Source organism: Bizionia saleffrena, assembly GCF_008086175.1.
Taxonomy (GTDB): Bacteria; Bacteroidota; Bacteroidia; order Flavobacteriales; family Flavobacteriaceae; genus Bizionia; species Bizionia saleffrena.
The window spans coordinates 175,316-202,087 of sequence record NZ_VSKM01000004.1; the positions used below are offsets into that span (position 1 = coordinate 175,316).

General features: G+C 33.8%; 27 protein-coding genes. 5 read left to right on the forward strand and 22 right to left on the reverse strand.

The window, feature by feature from the left end:
* Window position 1: 1 nt before the first annotated feature.
* On the forward strand, window positions 2-1,321 hold the full coding sequence (locus ES676_RS05040) for a serine hydrolase (RefSeq protein WP_148368998.1): 1,320 nt from the start codon (window positions 2-4) through the stop codon (window positions 1,319-1,321).
* On the opposite strand, the gene ES676_RS05045 is transcribed toward ES676_RS05040, so the two are convergent.
* From ES676_RS05045 to ES676_RS15055, 4 genes are all read right to left on the reverse strand, one after another.
* Window positions 1,318-4,152 (reverse strand): Npt1/Npt2 family nucleotide transporter, encoded by a 2,835-nt coding sequence (locus ES676_RS05045; protein WP_148369000.1) that lies wholly within the window; start codon window positions 4,150-4,152, stop codon window positions 1,318-1,320. The genes ES676_RS05040 and ES676_RS05045 overlap by 4 nt on opposite strands.
* A 27-nt stretch (window positions 4,153-4,179) precedes the next feature.
* Window positions 4,180-5,088: a serine hydrolase gene (locus ES676_RS05050; RefSeq protein ID WP_148369002.1), complete on the reverse strand. Its 909-nt coding sequence runs from the start codon at window positions 5,086-5,088 to the stop codon at window positions 4,180-4,182.
* A 668-nt stretch (window positions 5,089-5,756) separates the two neighbouring features.
* The gene (locus tag ES676_RS15050) at window positions 5,757-6,026 is read right to left on the reverse strand and encodes a DUF72 domain-containing protein (protein WP_317130822.1); all 270 of its coding nucleotides are present in this window, start codon (window positions 6,024-6,026) and stop codon (window positions 5,757-5,759) included.
* A 27-nt stretch (window positions 6,027-6,053) separates the two neighbouring features.
* Complete coding sequence (locus ES676_RS15055; RefSeq protein WP_246130307.1) at window positions 6,054-6,209, reverse strand: hypothetical protein; 156 nt, start codon at window positions 6,207-6,209, stop codon at window positions 6,054-6,056.
* Between the two features lie 114 nt (window positions 6,210-6,323).
* Between ES676_RS15055 and ES676_RS05060 the strand changes: the two genes are divergently transcribed.
* Genes ES676_RS05060 through ES676_RS05070 form a run of 3 tightly spaced genes read left to right on the forward strand, consistent with a single transcriptional unit; the run spans window position 6,324 to window position 7,934 of the window.
* Window positions 6,324-6,740, forward strand: coding sequence for a glyoxalase (locus ES676_RS05060; protein ID WP_148369004.1), 417 nt, complete (start codon window positions 6,324-6,326; stop codon window positions 6,738-6,740).
* 6 nt (window positions 6,741-6,746) lie between these two features.
* Complete coding sequence (locus tag ES676_RS05065) at window positions 6,747-7,190, forward strand: hypothetical protein (RefSeq protein WP_148369006.1); 444 nt, start codon at window positions 6,747-6,749, stop codon at window positions 7,188-7,190.
* A 27-nt stretch (window positions 7,191-7,217) separates the two neighbouring features.
* A complete protein-coding gene (locus tag ES676_RS05070) occupies window positions 7,218-7,934 on the forward strand; it encodes a class I SAM-dependent methyltransferase (RefSeq protein ID WP_148369008.1) in 717 nt (238 codons plus the stop codon).
* Between the two features lie 76 nt (window positions 7,935-8,010).
* Here ES676_RS05070 and ES676_RS05075 read toward each other — a convergent pair whose 3' ends face one another.
* From ES676_RS05075 to ES676_RS05095, 6 genes are all read right to left on the reverse strand, one after another.
* A complete protein-coding gene (locus ES676_RS05075) occupies window positions 8,011-8,679 on the reverse strand; it encodes a DUF2461 domain-containing protein (protein WP_148369010.1) in 669 nt (222 codons plus the stop codon).
* 105 nt (window positions 8,680-8,784) lie between these two features.
* Window positions 8,785-8,916, reverse strand: coding sequence for a hypothetical protein (locus tag ES676_RS15170; RefSeq protein ID WP_262484282.1), 132 nt, complete (start codon window positions 8,914-8,916; stop codon window positions 8,785-8,787).
* A gap of 114 nt (window positions 8,917-9,030) precedes the next feature.
* Window positions 9,031-9,177: a DUF1328 domain-containing protein gene (locus ES676_RS05080; RefSeq protein WP_246124457.1), complete on the reverse strand. Its 147-nt coding sequence runs from the start codon at window positions 9,175-9,177 to the stop codon at window positions 9,031-9,033.
* 45 nt (window positions 9,178-9,222) lie between these two features.
* A complete protein-coding gene (locus ES676_RS05085) occupies window positions 9,223-10,131 on the reverse strand; it encodes a mechanosensitive ion channel family protein (RefSeq protein WP_148369012.1) in 909 nt (302 codons plus the stop codon).
* 72 nt (window positions 10,132-10,203) lie between these two features.
* Window positions 10,204-10,716: a Dps family protein gene (locus ES676_RS05090; protein WP_148369196.1), complete on the reverse strand. Its 513-nt coding sequence runs from the start codon at window positions 10,714-10,716 to the stop codon at window positions 10,204-10,206.
* A gap of 155 nt (window positions 10,717-10,871) precedes the next feature.
* On the reverse strand, window positions 10,872-11,654 hold the full coding sequence (locus ES676_RS05095; RefSeq protein ID WP_148369014.1) for a tRNA pseudouridine synthase A: 783 nt from the start codon (window positions 11,652-11,654) through the stop codon (window positions 10,872-10,874).
* 87 nt (window positions 11,655-11,741) lie between these two features.
* Here ES676_RS05095 and ES676_RS05100 point away from each other — a divergent pair, with 87 nt between their 5' ends.
* Complete coding sequence (locus ES676_RS05100) at window positions 11,742-12,182, forward strand: hypothetical protein (RefSeq protein WP_148369016.1); 441 nt, start codon at window positions 11,742-11,744, stop codon at window positions 12,180-12,182.
* Window positions 12,183-12,289: 107 nt separating this feature from the next.
* Here ES676_RS05100 and hisIE read toward each other — a convergent pair whose 3' ends face one another.
* The 12 genes from hisIE to ES676_RS05160 form a co-directional block, all read right to left on the reverse strand.
* Window positions 12,290-12,889 (reverse strand): bifunctional phosphoribosyl-AMP cyclohydrolase/phosphoribosyl-ATP diphosphatase HisIE, encoded by a 600-nt coding sequence (gene hisIE, locus ES676_RS05105; RefSeq protein ID WP_148369017.1) that lies wholly within the window; start codon window positions 12,887-12,889, stop codon window positions 12,290-12,292.
* Window positions 12,890-12,934: 45 nt separating this feature from the next.
* Entirely contained in the window at window positions 12,935-13,690 is a 756-nt protein-coding gene (gene hisF, locus ES676_RS05110; protein WP_148369018.1) for an imidazole glycerol phosphate synthase subunit HisF, read from the reverse strand.
* 38 nt (window positions 13,691-13,728) lie between these two features.
* The gene (gene hisA / locus ES676_RS05115; protein ID WP_148369020.1) at window positions 13,729-14,466 is read right to left on the reverse strand and encodes a 1-(5-phosphoribosyl)-5-[(5-phosphoribosylamino)methylideneamino]imidazole-4-carboxamide isomerase; all 738 of its coding nucleotides are present in this window, start codon (window positions 14,464-14,466) and stop codon (window positions 13,729-13,731) included.
* Between the two features lie 75 nt (window positions 14,467-14,541).
* Window positions 14,542-15,126, reverse strand: coding sequence for an imidazole glycerol phosphate synthase subunit HisH (gene hisH, locus ES676_RS05120; protein ID WP_148369198.1), 585 nt, complete (start codon window positions 15,124-15,126; stop codon window positions 14,542-14,544).
* 31 nt (window positions 15,127-15,157) lie between these two features.
* The gene (hisB, locus tag ES676_RS05125) at window positions 15,158-16,291 is read right to left on the reverse strand and encodes a bifunctional histidinol-phosphatase/imidazoleglycerol-phosphate dehydratase HisB (protein ID WP_148369022.1); all 1,134 of its coding nucleotides are present in this window, start codon (window positions 16,289-16,291) and stop codon (window positions 15,158-15,160) included.
* 9 nt (window positions 16,292-16,300) lie between these two features.
* Window positions 16,301-17,338, reverse strand: a complete 1,038-nt coding sequence (gene hisC, locus ES676_RS05130; RefSeq protein ID WP_148369024.1) for a histidinol-phosphate transaminase — start codon at window positions 17,336-17,338, stop codon at window positions 16,301-16,303.
* Entirely contained in the window at window positions 17,338-18,618 is a 1,281-nt protein-coding gene (gene hisD / locus ES676_RS05135) for a histidinol dehydrogenase (protein WP_148369026.1), read from the reverse strand. The genes hisC and hisD overlap by 1 nt, the downstream gene beginning before the upstream one ends.
* Entirely contained in the window at window positions 18,618-19,475 is an 858-nt protein-coding gene (gene hisG / locus ES676_RS05140) for an ATP phosphoribosyltransferase (protein ID WP_148369028.1), read from the reverse strand. The genes hisD and hisG overlap by 1 nt, the downstream gene beginning before the upstream one ends.
* Window positions 19,476-19,732: 257 nt before the next feature.
* Entirely contained in the window at window positions 19,733-20,545 is an 813-nt protein-coding gene (locus ES676_RS05145) for a prohibitin family protein (protein WP_148369030.1), read from the reverse strand.
* A 19-nt stretch (window positions 20,546-20,564) separates the two neighbouring features.
* The gene (locus ES676_RS05150) at window positions 20,565-22,598 is read right to left on the reverse strand and encodes a vWA domain-containing protein (RefSeq protein WP_148369032.1); all 2,034 of its coding nucleotides are present in this window, start codon (window positions 22,596-22,598) and stop codon (window positions 20,565-20,567) included.
* A 16-nt stretch (window positions 22,599-22,614) separates the two neighbouring features.
* The gene (gene fabG / locus ES676_RS05155) at window positions 22,615-23,361 is read right to left on the reverse strand and encodes a 3-oxoacyl-[acyl-carrier-protein] reductase (protein WP_148369034.1); all 747 of its coding nucleotides are present in this window, start codon (window positions 23,359-23,361) and stop codon (window positions 22,615-22,617) included.
* Window positions 23,362-23,496: 135 nt separating this feature from the next.
* Window positions 23,497-26,469: a M16 family metallopeptidase gene (locus ES676_RS05160; RefSeq protein WP_148369036.1), complete on the reverse strand. Its 2,973-nt coding sequence runs from the start codon at window positions 26,467-26,469 to the stop codon at window positions 23,497-23,499.
* Window positions 26,470-26,772: the final 303 nt, after the last annotated feature.

Consider the following 26,772-nt stretch of genomic DNA (forward strand, 5'->3'; position numbering starts at 1 on the left):
TATGAAAAACCTTTTTTATATTACTATTACACTTTGCATCGTTATATCATTTGGTTTTATATCCTACCCTATCGATGGTTATGAGTCTACCGGAATATCCAGATTATATCACTTACGAAAAATGCAAGTGGATAGTGTACCCTACAAACGCATTCCTGCGGGTGCGTATTTAAATTTAGAAGACATTAAACTCAATTTAAAATCGCGATCGAAAGACAGCATTAACACATTGCTAAAAGAAGACGATGCGTTTACAAAAGAAATGCGCGCACTATTTCCTGGTAGCGGGTATTCGGCAGCAATCTTAGATATGAGTAATCCTGGCAAATTGCGTTATGCTGCTTTTCGCGAAGATGTAGGTTACCAGCCAGGAAGTGTTGGTAAATTAGCGGTTCTCGTGGCCTTAATGACCGAGCTTAGTAAACTGTGCCCCGATTCTTGGGATCAACGTGCATTTTACTTGCAACATACGCGCGTAACCTCTGGATATTGGGGAACAGGAGACCATCACACAATTCCTGTTTACGATATTGAAAAAGACAAACTCACGAAAAGACGTGTGGTTGCTAGCGATGAATTTTCTCTTTACGAATGGTTAGATCACATGGCGTCTGTTAGCAATAATGGCGCAGCGAGCGTCGTGTATAGAGAAGCTATGCTAATGCGCGCATTTGGATCTGACTACTTTTTTTTAAATCAGGAAAAAACGGAGGCTTTTTTTAAAGAAACACCCCGAGATTCCTTAACAAACTTAGCTAATATGGTCGTTAACCAACCATTGCGTGATATGGGAATTAGCGAAGACGATTGGAGATTGGGTGGCCTTTTTACACGTGGCCCTGAAAAATATGTAGGTCGCAAAGGGGGCAGTATTGGCACCCCTAAAGGGCTAATGACTTTCTTAGTAAAACTAGAACAAGGCGAAATTGTAGATCACGAAACAAGTTTAGAGATGAAACGTCTTTTATATAGTACCGACAGACGTATTAGGTATGCAAGATCGCCCCGTTTAGACAGTGCTGCAGTTTATTTTAAATCGGGAAGTTTTTACAAATGCGACCGTAATAAAAATCCGAATTGTAGTGATTATGCCGGAAACGTTTTCAATTATATGAACTCTGTGATTATTGTAGAACACCCCAACGGCACGAAATATATTGTGTGTTTAATGTCTAATGTTTTGAATAAAAATTCTGCCGGAGCACATATGTATTTAGCTAGTAAAATTGATGATATTATCAATAAAAATAATATAGAAAGCAAAACGGAAGTTAGAGAAGAGGTTTATAAAGAAGATGCAGAGGAAAGTGGTACTAATTAATTTCTAGTGTTCTCTAAACTTTGTATGGTATCGTAAGCAAAAAACTTAACCTCTTCATTTCTATGTTTTTTATACGGAAGAATTACTGGGAGATAACTAACATCTTCCAGTTGCTTAATAAGGTTTAAAATCTCTAATTTCATTTTCTTTCCCCTACTCTTCAGAAGCCTATTTATATATGTTTTTTCTGGAATACGTTTCAAGTTTAACACAGAAGCATCAAACGCTGCTTCATCTATAACAAAATGCTCTATTAAAGGAAACAGCTTACGCTTTAAATCGCTTTGTATTAGGTTATCTAAAAACTCCAAAGCATTAACTCTGGCCTCTTTAACATTGCTTAATAATCCGGAATAGGTGACTTCAATATCATCTTCATAATAGGCCAAACTCAACAATTTAAATATACATTTCAAACTGTGCTGTTGTTGCTGTTTAAGTAACGCTTCAATGCTTTGTCGCGCTAATAAAATTTCGGTGCCTTTATCGCTAAAATCGAGAGTCTTTGAACTTTCATCTATAGTATATCGCACAGAAATCATCGCGTTTAAGGTAGACTTATAGTACTTACTTTCTTTAATAATAAGGCTTTTAAGCTGGCGTTTATTAAAGTACAGTTTACTATTCTTATTTTTTAATTTGATTAATGATTTCGAGGCCTCTAAACGGATAACAATATCGCGACTTCGCATTAATCTAAATAATACTTTCACCGCATCCTGGGTTTTGAATGCTTCAATAACGCGTGGCAAATGTTGTTTAATATTATCTTTAAGCGTTTCATTTTGCTCAAGTTCTAAAATGGTATCAATTATTTTAGGACCAAATTCTATTAAAGCTTTTATGGCATTTTTTCGTTGCTCTACATCATCAATAAACTCTAATAATGTGTCAATATATTTTTGATTACTTGTTATTCCCGCGGCTTCAATAGCGCGCGCTACAATAAAAGGATCGCGATTGTTTAAATGCACCGATATAAACGGATAATATTTTTGCAACCCAGAATAAGCAATAGTAATTAAAAGTTCTCCGACCGCTTCTTTTCTACTGAAACCTTCGGGTGAATTTAAAAGTCTTACCCTATATTGTATTCTTGATTCTAACTGATATTTATTGGCTAGATGTTGGTTGTTTGAAGCTTCTTTTGCTAAACAAAGTAAAGCGGCACTCGCTATATAATCACTTCCATTATTCAAATATTTATTAAAAAAATGCTCTTCAGTAAATGACGAATGATTTAATATATATTCTAAAGCAGTCAAGACTAAAGCGTCGTCCTTAATGTAAACTAACTGTTGTACTTTATTTAAAGCTGTTCCTTTATCGTAGTCATATAAATGTTTAATCGCTTCCATTTTTATGGCAGTTGAAGAATGTTCTAATAAGTGAATTACATTCGACTTTAAACTCTTTAATTTATAACTACTTAAGTGTTTTAATAAAGACGAAATATCTTCTTCACTTCCATTATTCAAAATATCTAAAGCAACACTCAAGGTTGTATCCCCTTTCTGCATTTTTTTGTCATTAGATTCTTGGGATAAATTTCTTTGAATATTCTCTCTGAAGGATTCGTAATACGCTTCACGTAGTCTGTAAATTAAAATAATCCAAACAAAGACAAAGAGCAATACAATAACAGTAATATAAGAACTATTTAAATCTAGCCTTCTAATTAAAAACAATAACATTAATCCCGAAACACCTGTAGCAATGCTATCTACAACTACATCGATAAAAGATTTGGCCTGGTTTTTAATAAGCAGCGGAATTGGTAAAACCGATAATTCTACGGCTGCTTTATTAAGTGACTGCTTAAAGCTACCATCGATACCTTTAATTATTATTAGCACCCACAGCTCTGGGAAAGTCAAAAATAACAAACACCCTAAAGCAATACCTAAAGGTAAAATAAGCAATGTTGAAGACACGCCTAATTTACTCAGTACGCGATTGGTTAAAAACAACTGAATAACCAGTGCTATAACATTAAACGTCGAAAACCAAAACCCAAAAAAGGTGGCCAACTCATCAGGGTCGCTAATGGCTTTATAAGCAAAATCACTAAATTGAAAATCGACCAACTTAGCAATGATTACCCCTATACCTGTTATTAAGGCTAAATAGGTTAAATGTTTCGATTTTGATATTAAAATGATGGAAGAGTCTTCGAGCATTGTTTTATCTACTTTGCGTTGTTTACGAACATAGATATTCATTTTACGAATACGCAGCTTCCATATTTTTTTCAAAATAGGAATACAAAACAGGATTAAGACACCCGCTAACAAAACCACTATTTTATTACCAAAACTCGAGACAATAATACTGGTTAAATAGCCTCCAAAAATACCACCCGCTATCGCACCTGCACCAATAAAGCCAAATAATCGTTTGGCTTCTCGCGCATTATAAACCATATTGGCCAAAATCCAGAATTGTGAGGTAGCAATAACAGCAAAAAGGGAAACCCCAAGATAATACACATATAAAAGCGCACTATTTAACAACGAAAATTGGAGAAATAAACTCAGCAAAAGAAAGCTAACACTAAAGCTTATTAATGAAATGATGGTGACGTTAAGTATTGAGAATTTTCTTAACGCTTTGTTGTAAAAATAGGAGGTTGCCACGGCAACACCAGCGACTAGCAAGTAACCGTAAGGCAGGTGCTCGGCACCTAAACGCGAAAGAAAAAGGGCGTTTACAGTAGGCTTTACAATGAGTAAAACCGTGATAATTAAAAATACATACAATTGCATTAAAAAAGAGATGTATATTTCACCATCTCTTAATCCAAATGTCTTGTTTATTAATTGTTTAAACACGTATTGCTAATTTACTGTTGGAGTTTCTTACAGTAAATAACGCGATTTTTTTAAAACTTTATCCAATGGTTCAACCAAATTTCTAATAATTTGTTCGCCAAAATTGTCATCTATTAATGCGACAATAATGTATTTTCTGTTGGGCCCCCAAACTAAAGCAGAATCTGAATGGAAATTTTTCCAAGAACCCGATTTTCTATAGACGTTTGCTGTTGGCGCAATACGATCTAATGTATTTACAAATTTATGGTGTAACGCTGGGTCTTTCATAATATCTAACATTTCCTTAGAGCGTTTTGTATTCACTAAATTACCCATTGCCAATTGGTAGTAAAAACTACACACTTGCTTAGTTGTAGCCGCGTGGCTTAACCCTTTCATTGGTTCTGGATGACGTTTTCCAGAAGCTGCATACCGTTTACCTACCCATAGGCCGCCACCAACATTCTCGTCGTACAATTTAGTTTCTGGCGCTCTTAAAACAGCTTCAATTTTGTCGTAACCTAAACGATCAATCATTCGTGTTGAGGCTTGGTTATTCGATTTACTAATCATTAATCGTAAATCGTTTCTTACGTCTTTAGTGTCTTTAAGCTCACCTTTATCAATCGCATCCATTGCTGCTAGCAAAATAGCTATTTTAGGTAAACTCGCAGCGTACATCATATCTTCATCGTTAATACCAGCGTACCTAATATTAGTTTCATCACTTAAATCTACAATACCAATAGACATTTTCTTAGCGTCTATTAGATGTCTCCATTTAGCGTTAGAATTAATTTCGGTATTTAAAATATCTTGGAGAGAGGTGTCTTGTAATTGTGAAATATTCTCTATACCATTTAAACAGTCTATTGGCAATTTTTGTTGAGAAAATCCGGAAAAACTTAGAAAAAGAAGTAGCAATAGAAAGCTACATTTGATGTGTTTATTCATATACTATAAATTTATTTTATTAAATTAAAATTTATTTGTTGTTTCTTAAAAGGGAGTATTAAATATTAATTACTAACGATGCAATATACAACTAAATCATAAACTATTAAAAATCAAGTCGTTAAAGTTGTATTATAGTTTATCGTTCCTTTTAATTGAAAAATAACGCCGTTTTCAAAATTAAATTGTGCTTGTTTTTTATTTTACCTTAATTAATCTAATCTTTAGAATTAATCTAAAAAAGAGAGGTTTGGTTACTGCCGCCATTAGGCGTTTTTAATTGACCCCTATAGCCTTATTTATCTCTGCCATAAAATAGGTCGCTAACAGTGCAGTTTCTTCTTCTATATTTTGATGATTAAATAATTTACGTCTTGAATCCCTTCAGTTTTCCATTGTGTTAAACTACTACGCCATCGTCTAATCGTTGGTAATCAGAAGAATGAGTTACACTAACAAAACGGATAAATGCAGATGAATTAATCAACTACATACGCAGAATATCGCGCCTACCAACAGTATCTACGATTATATTGGAGATAGTATGTGCCTCTAAAAGTTGATAAAATGCCTCAGAAACGTATGGATTATTGTACCATTCAGTATGTCTAAATTCGATTACTAAAGGAATCTCTTTCGACCATTTGTAAACGAAATCACGTACCAAGTTAAATTACTTGGCGTAAAATTAGTGTGCATTTGCAAGAAAAAGAACCTAACTTTTCTTTTAAATTTGACGCATTATATAAAAAGTCTTTAACCTCTACTTCTACTCCATTTAATCTTTTTGAATTACTGCTATCCTGAAATAATTTTGCGAAGAATTTAAAATTTGCCAGCGTATTATCATACCAAATTGTAAACTGTGCAGCAGGAAAAAAATTATAATACGTTGTATTCAATTCAACGAAATTAAACTGAGACGAATAATACGCCAATTCGTCTTTTGTTCCTTTGGGGTAAAGTCATTTTAAATCGGCTTTGCTTAATTTTGGACGACTCACGTGTACTTTAAGAGCAATATTATTTCTGGTGGAAGCCAATGTTTTCGCCGTATCGCTATGTCCTCTAGGGAGTATAAAATCAATGTTTTCTGGATTGTTGACGCTTACAATCTTCATTTTTAATAATTTTTCAATAAATATAATTGTTCATAAACCAGTTAACAAGTTAATCTTATTACAAATTATTGAGATCTCTTTGTGAGTACTTTTATATAAAATGATTTAAGAATTATGAGCACACGTAAAGAGCAATTATTAGCGATAAGACCAGTGATATCATCAATTAAAATCACTGAAAATATGAGTAGTGGCGAACGCTTTCAAAATGAAACACTTCGTCCCATCATAAAACTTCAAAGTGAATTGTTTACGGAAGTTTTTAGAAATTACATTGCGAAACATAAAAATGTATTTTATGAATTAACACTAGAAAAGCGTCTACATTATATTGAAAACGGGCTGCAAAAAGATATGAAATTACGAAATGCCCTTAAAGGGATGGTAATTGGCCTATTTACAGTGGAAGAATATGCTAATTATATTAAAAATTCTTCAGCTTTAAATAAACGCTTAATCAATATAGTAAGAGAACGCTTACAAAGTAACATACAATTATTCGAGAAATCGCAAACTTTATCTGCTGTTTAATTAGTAATGACGACAAAAAAACTCTTATTACAAGCCTGTAAAGATAATGTTGAAAAACGCATTACGGATTACAGAAATGAAATGGCATTACTTGCTGAAGCCATTGAAAATAATGACAAAGAATCTGAAGATGGAGATGGTGGCAACGGGAAATTATTAAATGATATTGAAAAGAATGCTGGCTATTTAAATGAAGCCCTTAAAACCCGTGATTTTTTGGCGCAAATAAACCCTAATAGCACGCACACAACTGCAGCTTTAGGAAGCATCGTTAAAACCGAAACTATTGTTTTTTACTTATCTACTAGTGTAGGCCAAATTGAAATTGAAAACGAAATTTATTATGCCATTTCGTTGCAATCCCCTATCGGTATGCTATTAAAAGGAAAATCTAAAACGGACAGCTTTACATTTAATGACAAAAAGTATACGGTTGTAGATATTTTATAAGCAGCTCTTTTTTAACACACTTCTATAATGATAGATATTTATGAGCCTAAATTTGTTGAAAAGCTTTTTGATAAAATGAGCACGTCGTATTCTAAAATGAATTACCTAACTTCCTTTGGGTTTAGCGAGCGATGGCGAAAGCAATGTGTTGAAGAAATTAACATCGAAAAAGGAAAAACGACCGTCGATTTAATGACGGGTATGGGAGAATGTTGGAAACATATTTTAAAAAATAGTGACAATACGTCTAAACTCATTGCTATAGATTTCTCTACGGAAATGATTAACCGTGCCAGAAAAAAGAAACGCAAGTATAAAGGTTATAATATAGATATTTTAAAAGAAAATATTTTTGAAAACTCTATTCCTAATAACTCTGCCGATTACGTGATTTCTGGTTTTGGTTTAAAAACATTTAATAACAAGCAGCTTGAAAAATTAGCCATTGAAATTAATAGAATTTTAAAGCCAGGTGGAAAATTTTCACTAATTGACGTTTCTGTGCCAAATCGTACGCTTCTAAATCCGTTTTATATGTTTTATCTTAAAAAAATGGTTCCTGTTTTTGGAAAACTGTTTTTAGGAAATCCGGAAACTTATAAAATGCTTGGCGTTTATACTGAAGCTTTTAAGAACTCTGGTGCCGTATATAATATTTTTAGAAATTTGAAATTTGAAGTCGAAAATGTCGATTATTTTTATGGGTGTGCCACTGGTATAAAAGGTTATAAAACAACTATTTAAATAACGTTATTTAGTAGTTTCAAATTAGTTTTTATGTTGGTTACTGCTACGCTTTACGAAATATGCTAAAATCTAATTAAATGGTAGAAACTCCATTTAAATCGGTAGTCAATACGTTACTCATATAATTAAAATATGGACGAATAGCTTTAAATGAATCACTTACAAGGTCGGTGAAGTTAGGATCTAAAACTTCGGCATCAGTAAAGTTTTTAGTAAATATAAATTGCTTCTTTCTTATTAAATCTATGTTTTTATGATCGCGGCTAAATCCTTTGGGTGCTGTTTTTACTTCATCCCCAGTAAGTGTTCCCCAAGTGTTTTTTAAGACTGCTCCTTCTAAAACCTCACGCATTTCACTCGCATCAGTTTCAAATTCTTTGCGGATTCTTAATAAATCGGTTGGCTCTGGATTCCAAAAGCCTGCAGCCATAAAACTTTTATTATTAGGTTGGATTTGCAAATAATACCCACCTCTTAGTTCTGGTTTCACCCTATGAAAAGACCCTCCAAAATGTATTTTATAAGGTAGTTTGTTTTTAGAAAAACGCACATCGCGATAAATCCTAAAAATCTTCACTTTATCTACATTGTCGTGTGTATTCAGGACTTCTAAAATTGAATTATAGACTATTTTTATTTCGGTTTCAATATTTCTAAATTCTTGTTTATTGTCGGCAAACCATTCTCTATTATTATTTTTTTCTAATGCGTTTAAGAATTTAAATATAGGCTTTGCATTCATTTTTGTGACTTTTTTTAGTTTTTAAAAATAGAAAAAGCCTCGGAATACCCGAGACTCTAAGCTAATTAGTTATTATAACTAATTATTTTAATGGTGTACAGCACATTAATCTACTGCATCTTCAATATCATCTGCAACATCTTCAATAGCGTCTCCTGCAGATTTTTCTTCTCTACATCCTGTAAAAACAGTTGCCATTGTAAATAATACAATAAATGTATAGGCTAATTTTTTCATTTTTGTGGTTTTTAAAGTTAATATTAGTTTTTAGTTTAAATAAATATAATCAATTTTCAACTAATTTTCGCTTCTTATTATAATTTTATTATTGACTACATTTTATTGTTATTATTACTTTTTTAACCCGCCATTTATAAGTGACAGTATAAAAAGCACTATAAATATGAAGAAACATATTTTAGCTATTCCAGCTGCTCCTCCGGCAATGCCTCCAAAGCCTAAAACCCCAGCGATTAATGCAATAATAATGAATGTGATGGTTCAACGTAACATAATTTCTGGTTTTAAGGTTAATATTAAATTCTATTGCTTTTCTTCTTTTGGTTGTTTCTCAACGTTATTTTTGTCTAATGTTAATTCGTTATCAAATTGTAATGTTCTTATAGGGAACGGTATATTAATATCGTTTTTATCGAATGCTTTTTTTAATGCGATAATGGCCGTATTGATGGCTCTAAGTTTATAAATGGCTTTATCACCCTCAATCCAAAATCGGCATAAAAAATTAATAGAACTCCCCCCAAACTCTTGGTAATAAAATTCTACATCCTCCTCTTTTTCAATGCCTTTAAAAGCATTGACTATGGTTTTTTTTGTTAACTCTTCAACAAATTCAAGGTTAGACTCGTAACCCACACCGCAATTAAAAGAGACTCTTATTTTTGGCGTTAAAGAATAGTTTTTTACTGGATTTTCTAGAATATTCTTATTCGGTATCATTACCATATTATTATCAGCCTCTCTAACAACAAAATTTTTAAGGCTAATTTCTACAACTTCTCCAGAGAATCCATTGGTTTCTACCCAATGTCCTAATTCTATAGATTTTCTAAAACTAAGTACAATACCAGCAAATGTATTACTTAGTGTACCTTGTAATGCCAAACCGATAACCAATCCGGAAACCCCTGCCGCTCCAATTAACGTTTCTAAAGTTTTGCTCAAATTGAGCACTCCTAACGCTAGAAATAACCCTATAGCAACAACAACAATAGTGGTCATTTTAGAAATGATATTGACTAGCGAATCTTGGTTTATGCGTTTAGAAATTAATCGTTTTACTAATTTTGAAGCATATTTGGCGATATAATAAAAAGCGACTAATACTATAATTGCTATTAGTAAATTAGGCAGATTTTTTACAAAAGCATTAAACCAACTTAAAAGTTTCTCTGATAATAAATTAAATGATTTGTTAATTTGATCTTGCATTTTTAGTCGTTAGTTATGGGTTAATCAATAGGTGGTTAGAACATTTTTGTAATGACATTATAAAACGGTGAGTTACCTTTTTACCGTTTTTAATTCATTTACGTTTAAATGTTCTTTTGCTTTTTTAGACCAAGCATTTAACATCCAACTCGATTTTTCTAACTCACGAATGTAAGCTCCAATTAAGTCGATAGTTCCCTCGTCGCCCGCACTGTTAGCTTTCTCGATAATTTCAGACATTTGCGCTAAGATTTTTTTATGATCGCCTATTAACTCAGTAACCATATCTTGGTCTGACACTAAAGCATTTCCTTCTTCTAATGATGATATTTTTAAGTAGTCACTAAATTTACTAACAGGGTGATGTCTTAGTGTTAATATGCGTTCTGCAACTTCGTCTATCTTAACTTTAGCATCGTTATACATTTCTTCGAACTGAATATGTAAATCGAAGAAGTTTTTCCCTAAAACATTCCAGTGAAACGTTCTTAGTTTTTGGTAGTAAATATGGTAATCTGCCAACAACGTATTGAGATCCATTACTACAGGTAATAATTTTTCGTCTTGTATATTTAAATAGCTCATAATTGAATAGTCTTTTTTGGTTTCCATTCAATATAAACAGAGTATTAGGCGAAGTCAATTATTTTAACATATTTTAACCTTACTGTCAATCTCTTAACGTAAATTATGTTAAAATAAAATATAATTACAAATAATTTTAACAGTTTTAAATCATATTACTCAAAATCTATTTTGCTTAGAATTAATCCTGAAGCTGGTGCGATATACTCCATTTTGGCAGTATTTTCTACGGTTAGTGAGTTCTTAATATCGTCTAAACTCAATTTACCTTTACCCAAATCGAATAAAGCCCCCATCATTAATCGTATTTGGTTTCTCATAAAACCTTTCCCCTTTACTCTTAACATATACGTGGTTTCTGGAAAGAAATTGGCAGTGTATTTTGTGTTTTCAACAAGTTCACACAACAAGAGGGTTCGGGTATAAATACCGTGATCGGTTGGCCGGTAACTATAGCTTTTAAAATAGTGTTCTCCCTCAAAGAGTTTGGCGCCTTCTTTCATTATCTCGATATCTAAATCGTCTAAAATAGTTGTTAATATAGGCGCACAAAAGGGGTGAAACTTATCTCCATAAGCGAAAACATAATTGTATTCTTTAAGTTTTGAATGCTGAATAATATTAAACTTAGCGTCGACTTCACGAATGCCCGTTGCGCGAATATCTTGTGGTAAGTTATGATTAAATAACGTTAAAAACGTGGTTAAATCTTCTATGGGCTCGTATAGAAATAATTCGAATGCAGCATTTTCTGCCGAAACCATAGCATCCGTTCTGCCGGAGCTTAAACTTTTAAAACGTTTTCCTTCTAAAATAAAATTCAGTGTTCTGTCCACCATTAAATGAACCGTTTTCAGGTTAGGCTGCTTTTGCCATCCGTGAAATCTATATCCTAAATATTGTAAAGTAATAACGTAGAAAAACTTCTTCAAAATTATATAATTTTGGCCGAAAGTAGTTTATAAAATTACATTTCGCAAAATTTTAATACCTTGTATTTTATAAACTAAATAAAACATTAATATATGTCTAAAATCGTTAAACAAAAACTACCCATTTGGTATTGGATTATTGCTGCCTTTGCCTTGCTTTGGAATGCTTTAGGCATTTACAAATATTTACAACACGCTTACCAAACCGAAGCTTTTAAAGCGCTGTACCCCGATCTAGAAACCCTAACAATGGTTATAAACACTCCAGATTGGGTAATGGCTGCATTTGCTACCGCTGTCTTTTTTGGTTTTTTAGGAAGTGTGGCGCTTTTATTAAGAACAAAATGGGCGAAACCCCTTTTACTAATATCTTTAATAGGGATTACTATCCAACTCACCTATAATTTGTTTATAAGTAACGCTTTAGAAGTTTACGGACCAGGGGCGATTATTATGCCAATGATGGTTTTAGTTTTTGGTTTCGTGATTTTTTACTTGGCTAAAAAAGCGGAAAGTAAGGGTTGGATTTTATAGCGGATTTAAATTAAAAATATCAAGTCTTGATTTAACTTAAATATACTAAGGATAAACCAAGACTTTTAAAATAATAAGTCTCACTTCGCACGAAGTTATTTTGTTTCCTACTTCTCTCTCTCCTTTAAAACAGTTACCACATCGTCAATTTTAAAGCCTTTTGCTTGCAATAATAATAAGTAATGAAACAGTAGATCTGCACTTTCACTTAAAAATAGCACATCGTTATTATCTTTAGCTTCAATAACCACTTCAATGGCTTCCTCACCTACTTTTTGTGCCACTTTATTAATTCCTTTTTCAAAAAGTGATGCGACATACGATTTTTCAGTATTACCAACTTTAATTCGAGCTTCAATAGTTTTTTCTAAATTAGAAATAAACCCATAATGTACCTCGTTTTTGGTGTTCCAACACGTATCAGATCCTTTATGGCACGTCGGTCCTTCGGGTTTAACGAGAATTAATAAGGTATCGTTATCGCAATCTAGTTGTATGTCGACTACGTGTAATACATTTCCACTTTCTTCACCTTTCATCCAAAGCCTCTGCTTTGTTCTACTATAAAATGTTACTTTTTTAGTTTTTTCAGTGGTGTTAAAAGCGTCTTCATTCATATACCCCAACATCAATACATTCTTGGTATTGCTATCTTGGATTATTGCAGGCACTAATCCATCATTATTTTTATTAAAATCTATATTCATTCTTTTATTTTTTTATGTTGTAGCCTTTTTTATATTATAATTTGCTTATAGACGCATAGGAATACCCTTATTTTGAAGTTCTCTTTTTAAATCTGGGATAGTGATTTCATTAAAATGAAAAACACTGGCAGCCAAAGCGGCATCTGCTTGTCCTAAAGTAAAAGCCGCTACAAAATGTTGTATAGTTCCTGCGCCGCCTGAAGCAATAATAGGAATATTCAGACTCTGAGATAATTTCGCTAACGCTGAATTTGCAAAACCAGATTTTGTACCGTCATTGTTCATAGAAGTAAACAAAATTTCTCCTGCCCCCCTACTTTCAACTTCTTTTGCCCAATCGAACATATTTAATTTTGTTGGTATGCTTCCGCCGGCTAAATGCACAATCCACTCCCCATCGATCTCTTTCGCGTCGATAGCCACCGTAATACATTGTTTACCAAATTTATTAGATAACGCATTAATAAGCTCGGGATTTTTAATGGCTGAAGAATTTACAGACACTTTATCTGCTCCCGATTTTAAAAGCCTATCAACATCCTCTATTGAAGAAATACCACCACCAACAGTAAACGGAATATTAATGTGCTCTGCGACCTTTAAAACCATCTCTAAAGTGGTGTTTCGTTCTTCTAAAGTAGCAGAGATGTCTAAAAATACAAGTTCATCTGCCCCCATATCGGCATAGCGTTTTGCTAATTCTACAGGATCGCCGGCATCTCGTAATTGCTTAAAATTAATTCCTTTTACGGTGCGTCCGTTCTTTATATCGAGACACGGAATAATGCGTTTTGTTAACATAATATGTGATTTGGATTCTATAATATTCTTTAAATTAGTTAAACAAAACGTTCTAATTCTTTTAAACTGATTCGGTTTTCGTAAATGGCTTTTCCTATAATTACAGCTTCACAGCCTAGCGCTTTTAGTTTTGGCAACTCATCGATACTTGAAATACCACCAGAAGCTATTAATTTTATAGATTGATCTGTACTGTTACCGTTAGAACATTCTGAAATAATTTTTTTATATAAATCGAACGACGGCCCTTCTAGCATTCCATCTTTCGCGATATCGGTACAAATAACGTATTGAATTCCTTTTTTCTGGTATTCTTTTATAAAAGGTACCACTTTTAAACTGCTTTCTTCTAACCAACCACTAATGGCAATATTTTCGTTTTTACAATCGGCTCCCAAAATAATTTTCTGAGAACCGTACTTAGCCACCCAACTTTCGAAAATTTCGGTATCATGCACCGCAATACTTCCTCCCGTTATTTGCTTTGCTCCAGAATTAAAAGCCGTTATTAAATCGTCACTAGATTTTAATCCGCCGCCAAAATCTATTTTCAAATTTGTTTTTGTGGCAATATTTTCTAACACTTTGTAATTCACAATATGCTTTGCTTTAGCCCCATCTAAATCCACTAAATGTAGGTAAGTAATCCCTGAATCTTCAAACTGTTTGGCAACCTCCAAAGGGTTTTCGTTATATATTTTTTTTGTGCTGTAATCGCCTTTCGTTAAGCGTACACATTTACCGTCTATTATATCTATTGCTGGTAGTATTCTCATAAGTTTCTTTGCTGCTAGTCATTATTAAAATGACGATCTCTTTCTTTATTTTTTATTGAATGTTTTTAAAATAGCTTACTCTAAGGTCAAAAAGTTCCTTAAAAGTTGCGCGCCAATTTCACCGCTTTTCTCAGGATGAAATTGTACACCATAAAAATTATTATGTTGTAAGGCTGAAGCGTAATCCAAATCGTAATGGGTTGTTGCAATGGTTTGCGCGTTTGTTACCGCATAAAAACTATGCACCAAATACATGAACGCGTCTTCCTTAATGTTTTTAAACAACCCCGATTTTAAATTGGTAATAGTATTCCATCCCATTTGAGGCACTTTAACAACCGTAGAAAATTGTTTTACTTCGGTGTTAAAGATTCCTAAACCATTAGTACTCCCTTCTTCTGAGCTGTTACATAATAATTGCATACCTAAGCAAATGCCTAAGACGGGTTGTTTTAAAGTAGGGATAAGAAGGTCTAATTTACTCTTTTTTAACATTTCCATAGCGCTACTCGCTTCTCCGACACCAGGAAAGATAACTTTATCTGCCACACTAATCTCCTCTGGAATACTAGTTAGTTTTGCCGCTACGCCTAAGCGCTTAAAAGCAAATTGCAAGCTTTTAATATTTCCAGCGCCGTAATCTATAATAACTACATTCATTATCTGTTCTTTAATATTCATTAATAAATACCTATAGCACACCTTTTGTGCTGGGTAACACCATTTTCTCTGTATCGCGTTTTACAGCCATTTTTATGGCTTTAGCAAAGGCTTTAAAAATAGCTTCAATTTTGTGGTGTTCGTTTGCACCTTCAGCTTTTATATTTAAGTTACACTTTGCCCCATCGGTAAAGGATTTAAAAAAGTGAACAAACATTTCTGTGGGCATTTTACCAATCATCTCGCGTTTAAAATCGGCTTCCCAAACTAACCAATTTCTACCGCCAAAGTCGATCGCTACTTGTGCTAAACAATCGTCCATTGGTAAACAAAATCCGTACCGTTCCACTCCTAATTTGTTACCTAATGCTTCTGCAAAAACGTCACCTAAAGCGATTGCCGTATCTTCAATGGTGTGATGTTCATCGACATCTAAATCCCCAACAACTTTAATGTTTAAATCTAATTGACCGTGTCGTGCAATTTGATCTAACATATGGTCGAAAAAAGCAATCCCCGTGTCTATTTCACTATTGCCTGTTCCGTCTAAATTTAATTCAATAGCTATTTTAGTTTCATTAGTATTTCTAATACTACGCGCAGAGCGTTCTTTAAGCTTTAAAAACTCGTAAATCACCTTCCAATCGTTTGTTTCTAGAGCTATAAAAGATTGTAAATCGGTTTGTTTTACTGTAATTTCACTTGTTCCTAAATTAGTATTATCATTTATAAAAATAGCCCGAGCATTTAAATTTTTTGCCAATTCTACATCGGTTAAGCGATCTCCAATAACAAAGGAATTTGCTAAATCGTAATCTTTAGAGAAATACTGGGTTAATAACCCTGTACTTGGTTTGCGTGTGGGCGCATTATCTTTAGCAAAAGTTTTATCTATAAATTGTTCTTTAAAGAGAACACCTTCTGCTTCAAAAGTTTTTAAAATAAAATTCTGAACGGGCCAAAACGTGTTTTCGGGATACCCTTTAGTGCCTAAACCATCTTGGTTGGTAACCATTACAATTTCAAAATCTAATTCAGTCGCTATTTTACTTAGATATTGAAACACTTTGGGATAGAATTCTAGTTTATCGAATGCATCAATTTGTTCATCGGCCGGTTCCTTAATTAGTGTACCGTCTCGGTCTATAAATAATACTTTTTTCATTTTTAAATTCTATTTTAAAGCTTCTAAGCTTTGTATTAATAACGCATTTTCCTTAGTTGTCCCAACGGTTAAACGTAAACAATTATGGCATAACGACTCGTTTGTTCTGTTTCTAATCACAATGCCCTTATTAATTAATTCACTATACCGTTTTGTAGCATTATCAACTTTTATAAGCACGAAATTACAGTCTGACGGATAAATTTTCTCAACGCAATAAATGGACTTTAAAGCTGAAATTAGAGTGGATCTATTGTTTTTAATCCGTTCAATTTCTTCGGAAACAATATCGATATTTAACAGTCTCTCTTTTGCTTTTTCTTGAGTTAATGCGTTTACATTATACGGCGGTTTTATACTGTTAAGCACGCGCGTTATTTCTGCGGAAGCGTAACACACACCAAGTCTAATCGCCGCTAAACCATAGGCTTTAGATAAGGTTTGTGTAATAATAAGATTAGGGAATTGCTCTAATTTATTTAACCAACTTTGTTGCTCTGAAAAATCGATGTATGCTTCATCTATCACTACAACACCCTTAAATTTACGCAATAATTCGTCAACACTATCTCCCGAGAAACTATTTCCAGAAGGATTATTAGGTGAACATAAAAACAAAATTTTACTATGTGCTGTGGCCGCCTCTAAAATAGCGTCGACTCGTGGTTGAAAGTCTTCGGTTAACACTACTTTTTTAACCGCTACAGCATTTATATTAGCCAAAACCTCATACATACCATAGGTTGGCGGCAGGGTGATTATATTGTCTTGATTGGGCTCACAAAACGCTCTAATGATTAGGTCTAAGATTTCATCGCTTCCATTACCTAAAACTATATTTTCTATCGGACACTCCTTTATTTGTGACAATAGATTTTTTACTTCTAATTGTTGCGGATCGGGATACCGATTAACGCCATTTTCGAACGGATTTTCGTTAGCATCTAAAAACACCATCGCATTGCTTTTTTCCTGAAACTCGTCGCGTGCTGAAGAGTACGGTTTTAAGGCCTTTATGTTTGCTCTTATTAAATGTTGTATACTCATTATAAATCTTTTAATCGGATGGAAACGGCATTTTTGTGAGCGTGTAGGCCTTCAGCTTCTGCCATTATTTCAATTGTTTTACCAATATTTAACAACCCTTTTTTAGTGATTTTTTGAAACGTCATACTCTTCATAAAACTATCTAAATTTACTCCCGAATAGGCTTTACTAAATCCATTAGTAGGTAAAGTGTGGTTGGTTCCCGACGCATAATCGCCAGCACTTTCAGGTGTAAAATTACCAACAAAAACGGAGCCTGCATTGACGATACCGTTACAATAGAACGCTTCGTTTTCTGTACAAATTATAAAATGCTCGGGGGCGTATTCATTTATTAAATCTAAAGCTTCTGCATCATTCTTCACCAAAATTAACTTAGAGTTTTCTATTGCTTTTTTTGCCATTGCCTGCCTTGGCAAAACCTTTAACTGTTTTTCAACCTCCTTTTCGACAGCAGTAATTAAAGGTTTTGAAGTTGACACTAATAGCACTTGACTATCGGCCCCGTGCTCTGCTTGACTTAACAAATCAGAGGCCACGTATTCCGCATTAGCGGTAACATCGGCCATTACCAATAGCTCACTGGGACCAGCAGGCATATCGATTGCAACACCGTATTTTGTAGCCATTTGTTTCGCAACGGTTACGAATTGGTTTCCGGGACCATAGATTTTGTAGACTTTAGGAATGGTTTCTGTACCAAAAGTTAGTCCGGCAATAGCCTGAATTCCACCAATTTTAATCACTTTTGAAACGCCACATACCTGCGCCGCATACAAAATTTCGTTAGCTATTTTACCCTCTTTATTTGGTGGCGTACATAAAACAATATCTTTACAACCCGCAATTTGGGCAGGAATGGCCAACATTAAAACCGTTGAAAATAAAGGAGCCGTCCCACCAGGGATGTACAATCCTATTTTTTGAATCGCTCTTTTTTCTTGCCAACACGTAACACCTTCTTGGGTTTCAATTTCTATTTTTGTGGTCTTTTGAGCTGTGTGGAATTTTTCAATATTAGATTTAGCTTGCTGTATGGCCTTCTTTAATTCTGGCGAAACCGCTTGAGTTGCTTGATTTATCTCTTCTTCTGATGCAGTAAAGCGCGTTAATTGCACACCATCAAATATATGTGTGTATTTTGAAACAGCTACATCGCCATTTCTATTAATATCATCGAATATTTCATTGACAGTTTTTTCAATGTCATTTACTGTTTGAGTTGGACGCTTTAAAAGCTCAGCCCAACAGTCTCTTTTAGGGTTTTCAATTATATTCATTACACTACCATTTTTTCGATTGGACATACTAAAATTCCTTGGGCACCTGAGTCTTTTAACGCATCTATTACCGCCCATAATTCATTCTCATTAATTACTGAATGTACAGAACTCCAACCTTTATCATCCAAAGGCAATACGGTTGGACTTTTCATTCCAGGTAGTAATTTTATAATTTGCGCTAGTTTTTCGTTTGGTGCGTTTAAGAGTACATATTTCGAGTTTTGACCTTTTAAAACCGCACGCATTCTAAATTGGATGGTATCTAATAAGACTCTATTTTCTTCTGAAATTTTAGGAGATACAGCTAGCACAGCTTCAGATTTTAATAAGACTTCAATCTCCTTTAATCCGTTTTTAAATAAAGTACTACCGCTAGAAACGATATCGCAGATAGCATCTGCCAACCCAATATTTGGGGCAATTTCTACCGATCCACTAATAACGTGCAAGTCGGCCGTTAACTTATTTTTCTCTAAAAACTGATTGACCGTGTTGGGGTAAGAGGTGGCTATGCGTTTACCTTCTAAATCTCTTAAACATTTTGCTTTAGAAGACTTTGGCACAGCAATAGAGACCTTACATTTAGAAAAGCCTAGACGTTCTACAATAGGTAAATCTTCCCCTTTTTCGATTAAAACATTCTCCCCGATAATAGCGATATCTACAACGCCATCTCTTAAATACTGTGGAATGTCGCCATTTCTAAGATAAAACACTTCTAACGGAAAATTTCGTGCCGATGCTTTAAGTTGTTCTTTACCGTTATCGATTGATATTCCAATGTTTTTTAGAATTTGCATTGACTCTTCGTTGAGTCGTCCAGATTTTTGAACTGCAATTTTTAATTTACTCATTTTAATTAGATTTATTAAATTTGAGTAAATCGATAGTGAGTAGAAACAAAAAACCCGTTTGATTTACTCAAACGGGTTTTAAAAATATCTTGGTTTTATTCAATACACTTTCACTTCGCTTGAGAGCAACTATGAAAATGATGATGGAATTGAATAAATGTCATTGTTCTTGTTTTATTGAGTGCAAATATCGTTAATTTTATTCTGTAAAACCAAATGTTTTATGATAAAATTCTAACATTAGCTTATTAAGACGTTTAGTTTCCTAAAATTATTGGCATTCCGCTATCTCCAGCTCCAATTACAACCACCTTACTATTAGGTGATTCTGATAATTTTATCGTAGCTTCAATACCTTTGTCTTGAAGGATTTTATCGGTTATCGATGCGCTTAAAATTCTATTCGCATCTGCTTTACCTTGCGCTTCAATAATTTGTTTCTGTGCTTCTTTAGTAGCTTTAACTAATCTAAATTCATACTCTAAAGACTCTTGCTCTTGCTTTAATTTACGCTCAATAGCGTCTTTTATAGTGGATGGCAACGTTACATCTCTAACTAAAACTTCGTTTAACTGGATATATTGATCTTGCACTATATTTTTTGTTTCTACAAAAATTTCTTGCTGAATGGCATCACGTTTACTAGAGTATAATTGTTCTGGTGTATAACGTCCTACAACGCTACGAGCTGCCGATCTTATTGCTGGTAATAGCACACGATCTTTGTACATCTGACTTTTTTCTTGATGTAATTTAGCCAAATCTTCGAATCTAGGCTGAAACCAAACTGAAGCTTCTAATCTAATATCTAACCCGTTTGAAGATAACACATTCATTTGCTCTAAAATTTCTTGCTGACGCACTTCGTAAACAGTCACTCTGTTCCAAGGGGCAACAATATGAAATCCTTCACCTAAAGGTGGCTCGTCGGTTACTACACCATTATCAAAGGTTCGATATAACACACCTGCTTTACCGGAGTCAATCGTTACTGTCGATTTAAATAATACTATTAAAAGTATTACAATTCCTATTATTATTGGTATTCCTACTTTTGGTAATTTGTCCATTTACTTCTTTTTTATTTATTTAAATTAATCCTTTATATTTTCTTAAAAACCATTCTATTGAAAGACTTAACGTTATTAATGCTAATAAATACTTCCAATCTATTAATGGCACTGTACTTTTATTACTTTTCTGAAGCGGTTTAAAGGCCTCATTTTCCGAGAGATTATTAAACATCTCACTATAATTATCTATATAATAACTTTGTCCGTTACTATTTTTGGCAATGTACTCTAATTTTGATGCATTAGCATTATAAAACTGTTGTTCTACGCTATATTCTAAAATTTTAAATTGGCCTTCTTTTGAAATATTTTCAGACTTAGTTCGCACAGTAAAACTGTATTCGCCGGCGGGTAAATCGTTCAAATCGGCTTCGTATACATTATTATTTAACAAGAAAGGCACTGCCTTAACTAGTGTATTGTCCTTATTTTCAATCGATAAGGACAGCGTTTCTGTCTTATCAAACTCGTAGTTTTTATTAAAATAGTGTGCTTTTATAACCACATTGGTCGCTCCTTGATAAAATGAATCGTAATCTAATTCCAGTCTATTCTTTCGTTTATTAGAACTTAAGTACTGAATAATTTTACCAAAAAAGTTATCAAACTCATTAAAACTTTCGGTATTGCGGTAGTTTTGAGCCCGCCATCTCCAAATATTCTCTCCAAATAAAATGGATTCACGTTTCGAGCCGACTTCAAAAGTGGCTAAAAGCGGCTCGTCTGTTTTAAAGTTTCCAACGGTTTTATACAATAGTGTTTCTAGAGGTACAGAAAATTCGGGTGCTCCAAAAGATGAGACCAAAGGTGGCAAAGATACGAAATTTAAATCTTCAACAATAAACGCAGAATAACTCGTATTTAAATGGGCTTGGTAGTCTTCGGTTTGTGAGGTAATATCTTGCCTGTAATTTTCGGACTGCGCATTTAAAAAAGTCCAATCGGTTTTTGTGCCTGTTATTACAAATTTATTCTTGTTAACATCCTTCATTTCAGCAAATAACTGACTAAAACTATTGTCTGGCTGGTAAACAATAACCAACTGAAAATCGTCGAGCTTCCCTAGTAATTCATTCGGTTTAAAGAGGGTTACAGAGCGTTGCTCGTTTGTTTCTATACTTTTTTTCAATGCGCCTAAATCGGGATGTAACAACGCACTCACTAAAGCTACATTTGTTTTCTGGTCGATGACTTCAACCGCAAAATCTCTTACGTTATTAACTTTGTTTTTTTCGGTGTTAATTGGCACTAATGTCGCCTTGTAAGCGTGCACTCCAACCTTGTTTGCTGGTAAATTAAAAGAAATGACTTCAGACGTTTTTGTTTTTGAAAACGACACAATTTTTGAAAATACTACAGCATTACCCTGTGTGACTTGAAATGTAGTTGAAAAATTGCTGTTACCTGAATATACCGCTATCGCTTCAACTGGAAATTTATTTTTTAAAAACACATATTTATTCACATTTAACTGTTGTAATTTAATATCTACATACAGCGTGGTATCTCCTAAAATAATAGGATAAATTTTCTGATTATATTTCTTCGCCGAAAATTCGTAATCGTTACCAAAAGTCTGGTTTCCATCGGTAATTAAAAGGGTTGGTGAGACCGTGTTTTTATAAATTTGGTGTAAACTGGAAAACGCTGAAGAGATGTTGGTTTGATTTTCGCTAAAACCCAACGTATCTAATGATTGTAATAGGCTTCCGAAGGAGTATAAATCGACAGTAAACCGATCATTTATAGCTGTGTTTTCTTTTAACGCTATTAAAAACTGATTTACTTTATCGTCTTGATTCAAGTGTTTTATAGAGCTCGAATTATCTACAGCCACCACTAAGGTAGGTTTTTCTGTAGTAATAGTTAACTGTTCGAATTCCGGGTTAATTAACAACAGAAACACAGAAAACAAAGTAATCGTCCTTAAAATCACAAAAAGCGCAGTCTTGTTAGAAGCGCTTTTTGTTTTGTATTTGTATTGAAAAAGCGCTAATAAAAGAGCTGCAATTCCAGCTAGAATGATATATAAAAGAGTTTGATAACTCATTAATTTTTAAATTCTATTATGTTAGCATTCCGCCATCTACATTTATAGTTTGCCCGGTGATATAAGCCGACATATCGCTAGCTAAAAACACACACACGTTAGCGATATCTTCTGGAGTACCACCACGTTTTAAAGGAATAGCATTACGCCATCCTTTTACCGTTTCTTCATCTAATTTCGCCGTCATTTCAGTTTCAATAAAACCTGGCGCGATTACGTTACTTCTAATATTTCTTGATCCTAACTCTAAAGCTACAGACTTAGAAAAACCTATAATTCCTGCTTTTGAAGCCGCGTAGTTTGTTTGCCCCGCATTACCTTTTAATCCAACAACCGAACTCATATTAATTATAGAGCCTTTTCGTTGTTTAAGCATTGTGCGCTGCACCGCTTTCGTCATATTAAAAACCGATTTCAAGTTCACTTCTATCACTTTATCGAAATCATCTTCGGTAATACGCATTAATAAATTATCCTTTGTAATTCCGGCATTGTTTACTAAAATATCGATACTACCAAATTCTTTCACCACCTCTTCGGCAAGCGTTTGTGCTTCGTCGAAATTTGCAGCGTTACTTTTATATCCTTTTGCTTTAACACCTAAAGCGTTTAATTCTTTTTCTAAGGTGTTCGCCGCCTCTACCGAAGCGCTGTATGTAAAAGCCACGTTAGCGCCTTGTTGAGCAAAAACCTGAGCAATCCCTTTTCCTATTCCGCGACTTGCTCCTGTTATGATGGCTGTTTTTCCTTCTAAAATTTTCATTTTTCTCTATGGTTTATTCGTATCCAAATATAATAATTACTACCGGTTATAAATACAAAAAACCTCACAATTATAAGAAAAAGTGAGGTTTTACTGTAACTATATTAGTTTTAAAATACTAAGACTTTAAAGGGATTAGCTTTTTATTTCTGAAGGTGTGGCGTAATTAAATAAATAATCGGCCTCTACTTCTTTCACTTCACCTAATTTTTTAAGTGTTTGGAAATCGATATCTTTTTTGTTTCCGATTACTATAACAGTGTATTCTTCACCTTTAATAGTGGTATTGAAAAACGTTTTTAAATCTGATAAAGTCATTTTTTCAATAGCGTTATAAATCGCTTCTCTATTATCGTTATCTATTCCTTGCTTTTGCAAACGTTCGTAATTCCAAAAAATATTGGCTTTAGTAATACGCTCTGCCGCTATTTTTTTAAGTGTAGCATCCTTAGCCGAATTAAATTGATCTTCTACTTCTGGCATCTCACTTAATAATGCTAACATCGCACTTACAGCCTCTGGCATTTTGTTGGCTTGAGTTCCCATATACGCCATTAAGTAATTAGAATTATCGTTGTCTCTTGCCATTGCATAATTTGCCCAAGCAGAATACGCTAAGGCTTTCGATTCACGGATTTCTTGAAACACAATGGAAGATAAACCAGCGCCAAAATAATTATTAAATAAAGTACTTACGGCAATATCTTCAGCATTGAACGTATTACTTTTTGCTAAAAACATCACTTCTGATTGTACCATATCGTAATCTACGAAATACACATTACCTCCTGTTTCATTTTCTGTAAACGTAAGCGCTTCTGGGTACGCCTTAAGCTCTTTAGCTGTTTTATAGCTCTTATTTAAAGCATTAATAGCAATATCTACATTCTTTCCGTAATAGAAAATGCGTTGCTTATAATTTTTTAAATCGTTAGTAATGTCTACTAATTCCTGCGGATTAATCGCTACCATTTCTGTGATAGGAATAATGTTACGCACTGCCGATTGCTCGCCATATTTAGCATAATTTAATAATCCACCTCGTAAAATAGCCGCTTTATTCGTTTTATTGTTTTGTCTACTTTTAGCAATAGACTCCACGTATTTAACATACGCTTCTGGGTCTGCTTTTGCAGTAGACCAAAGACTTTCTAGCAATTCTAACCCTGCTGGCAAATTTTCTTTTAAACCACTTAACGATACGTATGTATTTTCTAATCCTGTTCTAAATGAATAATCGATACCTAACTTATAAAATTCTTTCTTTAAGTCTTCTGCTGAAAACTTTTCAGTTCCCAAATAGTCAATATAACCGATAGCTAATTCTAGCTTTTTATCGTTATTAGCACCCATATCGAATATAAAATTCAGGCTAAATAAATCGTTAGTCTTATTATTAATATACGACACTTCGATTCCGCTTTCTGTACTTGATTTCTTAATTTCAGACTTATAATCGACATAAACAGGCGCTAAAGGTTTAGACTCTGTTGCATTGAAATTTACAATATACTCCGATGCTTTATCTCTATTTAAGTTAACTTGCGTAATCCCTGGATTGGAGACTTTAACAATAGAATTGTCTACACCTTTACGTTTGTACGTTAGTACATAATTTTCGCCGTAAAAAGACGCCGCAAATGCTACAATTTCTTGTTTTGTAATCGCTTTTAAATCGTTTAAAAACGACACTTTATCTTCCCATTTCTCGTGGTGAATAAACGCTTCGTAATAAGCAGAAGCTAAACCGGTATTATTTTCGTATTCCTCTAATTGCGATTTTTTAAGATCGTTAATAACAGCAGTTAACATCCAGTCTTCGAACGCACCTTTTTTAAGTAATTCAATTTGGTCTAAAAGCAACGTTTTCACATCGTCTAGCGTCTGCCCATCTTTTGGAGCGCCATAAAATCTATGATAGCCGTAGTCGTTAAAAAATGACGCTGAAGCACCGGCACTTTGCACTAATTGCTTTTGCTTTAAATTTAAATCGATAAGTCCCGCTTTTCCATTTGCTAATAACATATCGCAAAGCGTTACTAATTGTTGTTCTTTTGTATTTACACCTTTAGAACGAAATGCCAAAGACACACTTTCAGAGGTTGGCCCAAACACTTCTTTAATTACGATTTCTTCAATAGGCGCTTCCGTTGGTAATTTTGGATGAACAACTGCCTTACCTTCTAATTTTCCGAAGGTATTATTTACTTTTTCAATCGTTTTTTCGAAATCGATATCCCCCACTAAAACCATTGCCATATTATTAGGCACATAATACGTATCGAAATAATTATTGATATCTACTAACGATGGATTTTTAAGATGCTCTGCCGTACCTATTGTACTTTGTTGCCCATAAGGATGATTTGGAAATAACCCTTCTAACATTGCCGTGGCAGCCTTTCTACCATCACTATCTTGCCCACGGTTAAACTCTTCGAAAACAGCTTCTAACTCTGTGTGGAATAAACGTAATACTAAAGTACTAAAACGCTCTTCTTCTAAAGCTAACCACTTATCTAATTCGTTAACAGGGATTTTATTTTTGTATACTGTCTCTTCGTACCAAGTATGTGCATTGGTTCCTGTTGCACCAATAGAGCTAGTCATTTTATCGTATTCGTTAGCCACAGAAAACTGTGATGCGGCAAGCGATACTTCGTCTATCTGTTTATACAACGCCAATTTTTTATCTGGATCTTGCTCAGCACGGTGTTGCTCGTAAAGACTAGAAATAGAATCGAGATATACTTTTTCTTTTTCCCAATCTAAGGATCCAATTTTATGCGTGCCTTTAAATACCATGTGCTCTAAATAGTGCGCTAAACCAGTAGATTCTTTTGGATCGTAATTAGAACCCGCGCGAACCGCAATATAGGTTTGAATTTTAGGCTCGTCTGTGTTTTTACTTAAATACACTTTAAGGCCATTGTCTAAAGTATATAACCGCAAACCTGTGGGGTCGTTAGCAACGGTTTCGTAAGCGAACCCATTAACATCCTTTTTAACTTCTGTTTTAGCGGTAATCCCCGCTTCATTATTGTTGTTTTTACAACTGTAAATAAATGCGACAAGCATTACAACAACAATCCATTTTAAATGTTTCATTTTTGGCACTGTTAGTTAACTACTTTTAGTAGCTATTATTATATAAAAAAGTTTGTGAGCTAAAGTACATCCAACGCATTGATAAGCACTGTGGATTACACATATTTTAACAGTATTTAACAATAAGAATACGCTCTAATTATGAAATACATTTAATACCATTGCTATAATAATTAACCTTTTTTTTCTTAAACCAAGTACACATTATTAAAACCTTCATTTATCATAGAAATACTTCTAATTACTCTCTTAACTAAATTTAAAACACCCTTCAGTTTAAAGCAAAAAAAAGGCTATCTAAGT

Excerpts from the sequence above, each read along its gene's own strand:
- ES676_RS05085 (WP_148369012.1), bottom strand. The coding sequence starts at position 10,131 with ATGCAAGATCAAATTAACAAATCATTTAATTTATTATCAGAGAAACTT.
- ES676_RS05050 (WP_148369002.1), bottom strand. The coding sequence starts at position 5,088 with ATGAATAAACACATCAAATGTAGCTTTCTATTGCTACTTCTTTTTCTA.
- ES676_RS05145 (WP_148369030.1), bottom strand. The coding sequence starts at position 20,545 with ATGGACAAATTACCAAAAGTAGGAATACCAATAATAATAGGAATTGTA.
- ES676_RS05160 (WP_148369036.1), bottom strand. The coding sequence starts at position 26,469 with ATGAAACATTTAAAATGGATTGTTGTTGTAATGCTTGTCGCATTTATT.
- hisC (WP_148369024.1), bottom strand. The coding sequence starts at position 17,338 with ATGAGTATACAACATTTAATAAGAGCAAACATAAAGGCCTTAAAACCG.
- hisB (WP_148369022.1), bottom strand. The coding sequence starts at position 16,291 with ATGAAAAAAGTATTATTTATAGACCGAGACGGTACACTAATTAAGGAA.
- hisH (WP_148369198.1), bottom strand. The coding sequence starts at position 15,126 with ATGAATGTAGTTATTATAGATTACGGCGCTGGAAATATTAAAAGCTTG.
- hisG (WP_148369028.1), bottom strand. The coding sequence starts at position 19,475 with ATGAGTAAATTAAAAATTGCAGTTCAAAAATCTGGACGACTCAACGAA.
- ES676_RS05075 (WP_148369010.1), bottom strand. The coding sequence starts at position 8,679 with ATGAATGCAAAGCCTATATTTAAATTCTTAAACGCATTAGAAAAAAAT.
- ES676_RS05070 (WP_148369008.1), top strand. The coding sequence starts at position 7,218 with ATGATAGATATTTATGAGCCTAAATTTGTTGAAAAGCTTTTTGATAAA.
- hisF (WP_148369018.1), bottom strand. The coding sequence starts at position 13,690 with ATGTTAACAAAACGCATTATTCCGTGTCTCGATATAAAGAACGGACGC.
- ES676_RS05150 (WP_148369032.1), bottom strand. The coding sequence starts at position 22,598 with ATGAGTTATCAAACTCTTTTATATATCATTCTAGCTGGAATTGCAGCT.
- ES676_RS05100 (WP_148369016.1), top strand. The coding sequence starts at position 11,742 with ATGTCTAAAATCGTTAAACAAAAACTACCCATTTGGTATTGGATTATT.
- ES676_RS05090 (WP_148369196.1), bottom strand. The coding sequence starts at position 10,716 with ATGAGCTATTTAAATATACAAGACGAAAAATTATTACCTGTAGTAATG.
- hisIE (WP_148369017.1), bottom strand. The coding sequence starts at position 12,889 with ATGAATATAGATTTTAATAAAAATAATGATGGATTAGTGCCTGCAATA.
- fabG (WP_148369034.1), bottom strand. The coding sequence starts at position 23,361 with ATGAAAATTTTAGAAGGAAAAACAGCCATCATAACAGGAGCAAGTCGC.
- ES676_RS05060 (WP_148369004.1), top strand. The coding sequence starts at position 6,324 with ATGAGCACACGTAAAGAGCAATTATTAGCGATAAGACCAGTGATATCA.
- ES676_RS05065 (WP_148369006.1), top strand. The coding sequence starts at position 6,747 with ATGACGACAAAAAAACTCTTATTACAAGCCTGTAAAGATAATGTTGAA.
- ES676_RS15055 (WP_246130307.1), bottom strand. The coding sequence starts at position 6,209 with ATGAAGATTGTAAGCGTCAACAATCCAGAAAACATTGATTTTATACTC.
- ES676_RS05040 (WP_148368998.1), top strand. The coding sequence starts at position 2 with ATGAAAAACCTTTTTTATATTACTATTACACTTTGCATCGTTATATCA.
- ES676_RS15170 (WP_262484282.1), bottom strand. The coding sequence starts at position 8,916 with ATGAAAAAATTAGCCTATACATTTATTGTATTATTTACAATGGCAACT.
- hisD (WP_148369026.1), bottom strand. The coding sequence starts at position 18,618 with ATGAATATAATTGAAAACCCTAAAAGAGACTGTTGGGCTGAGCTTTTA.
- hisA (WP_148369020.1), bottom strand. The coding sequence starts at position 14,466 with ATGAGAATACTACCAGCAATAGATATAATAGACGGTAAATGTGTACGC.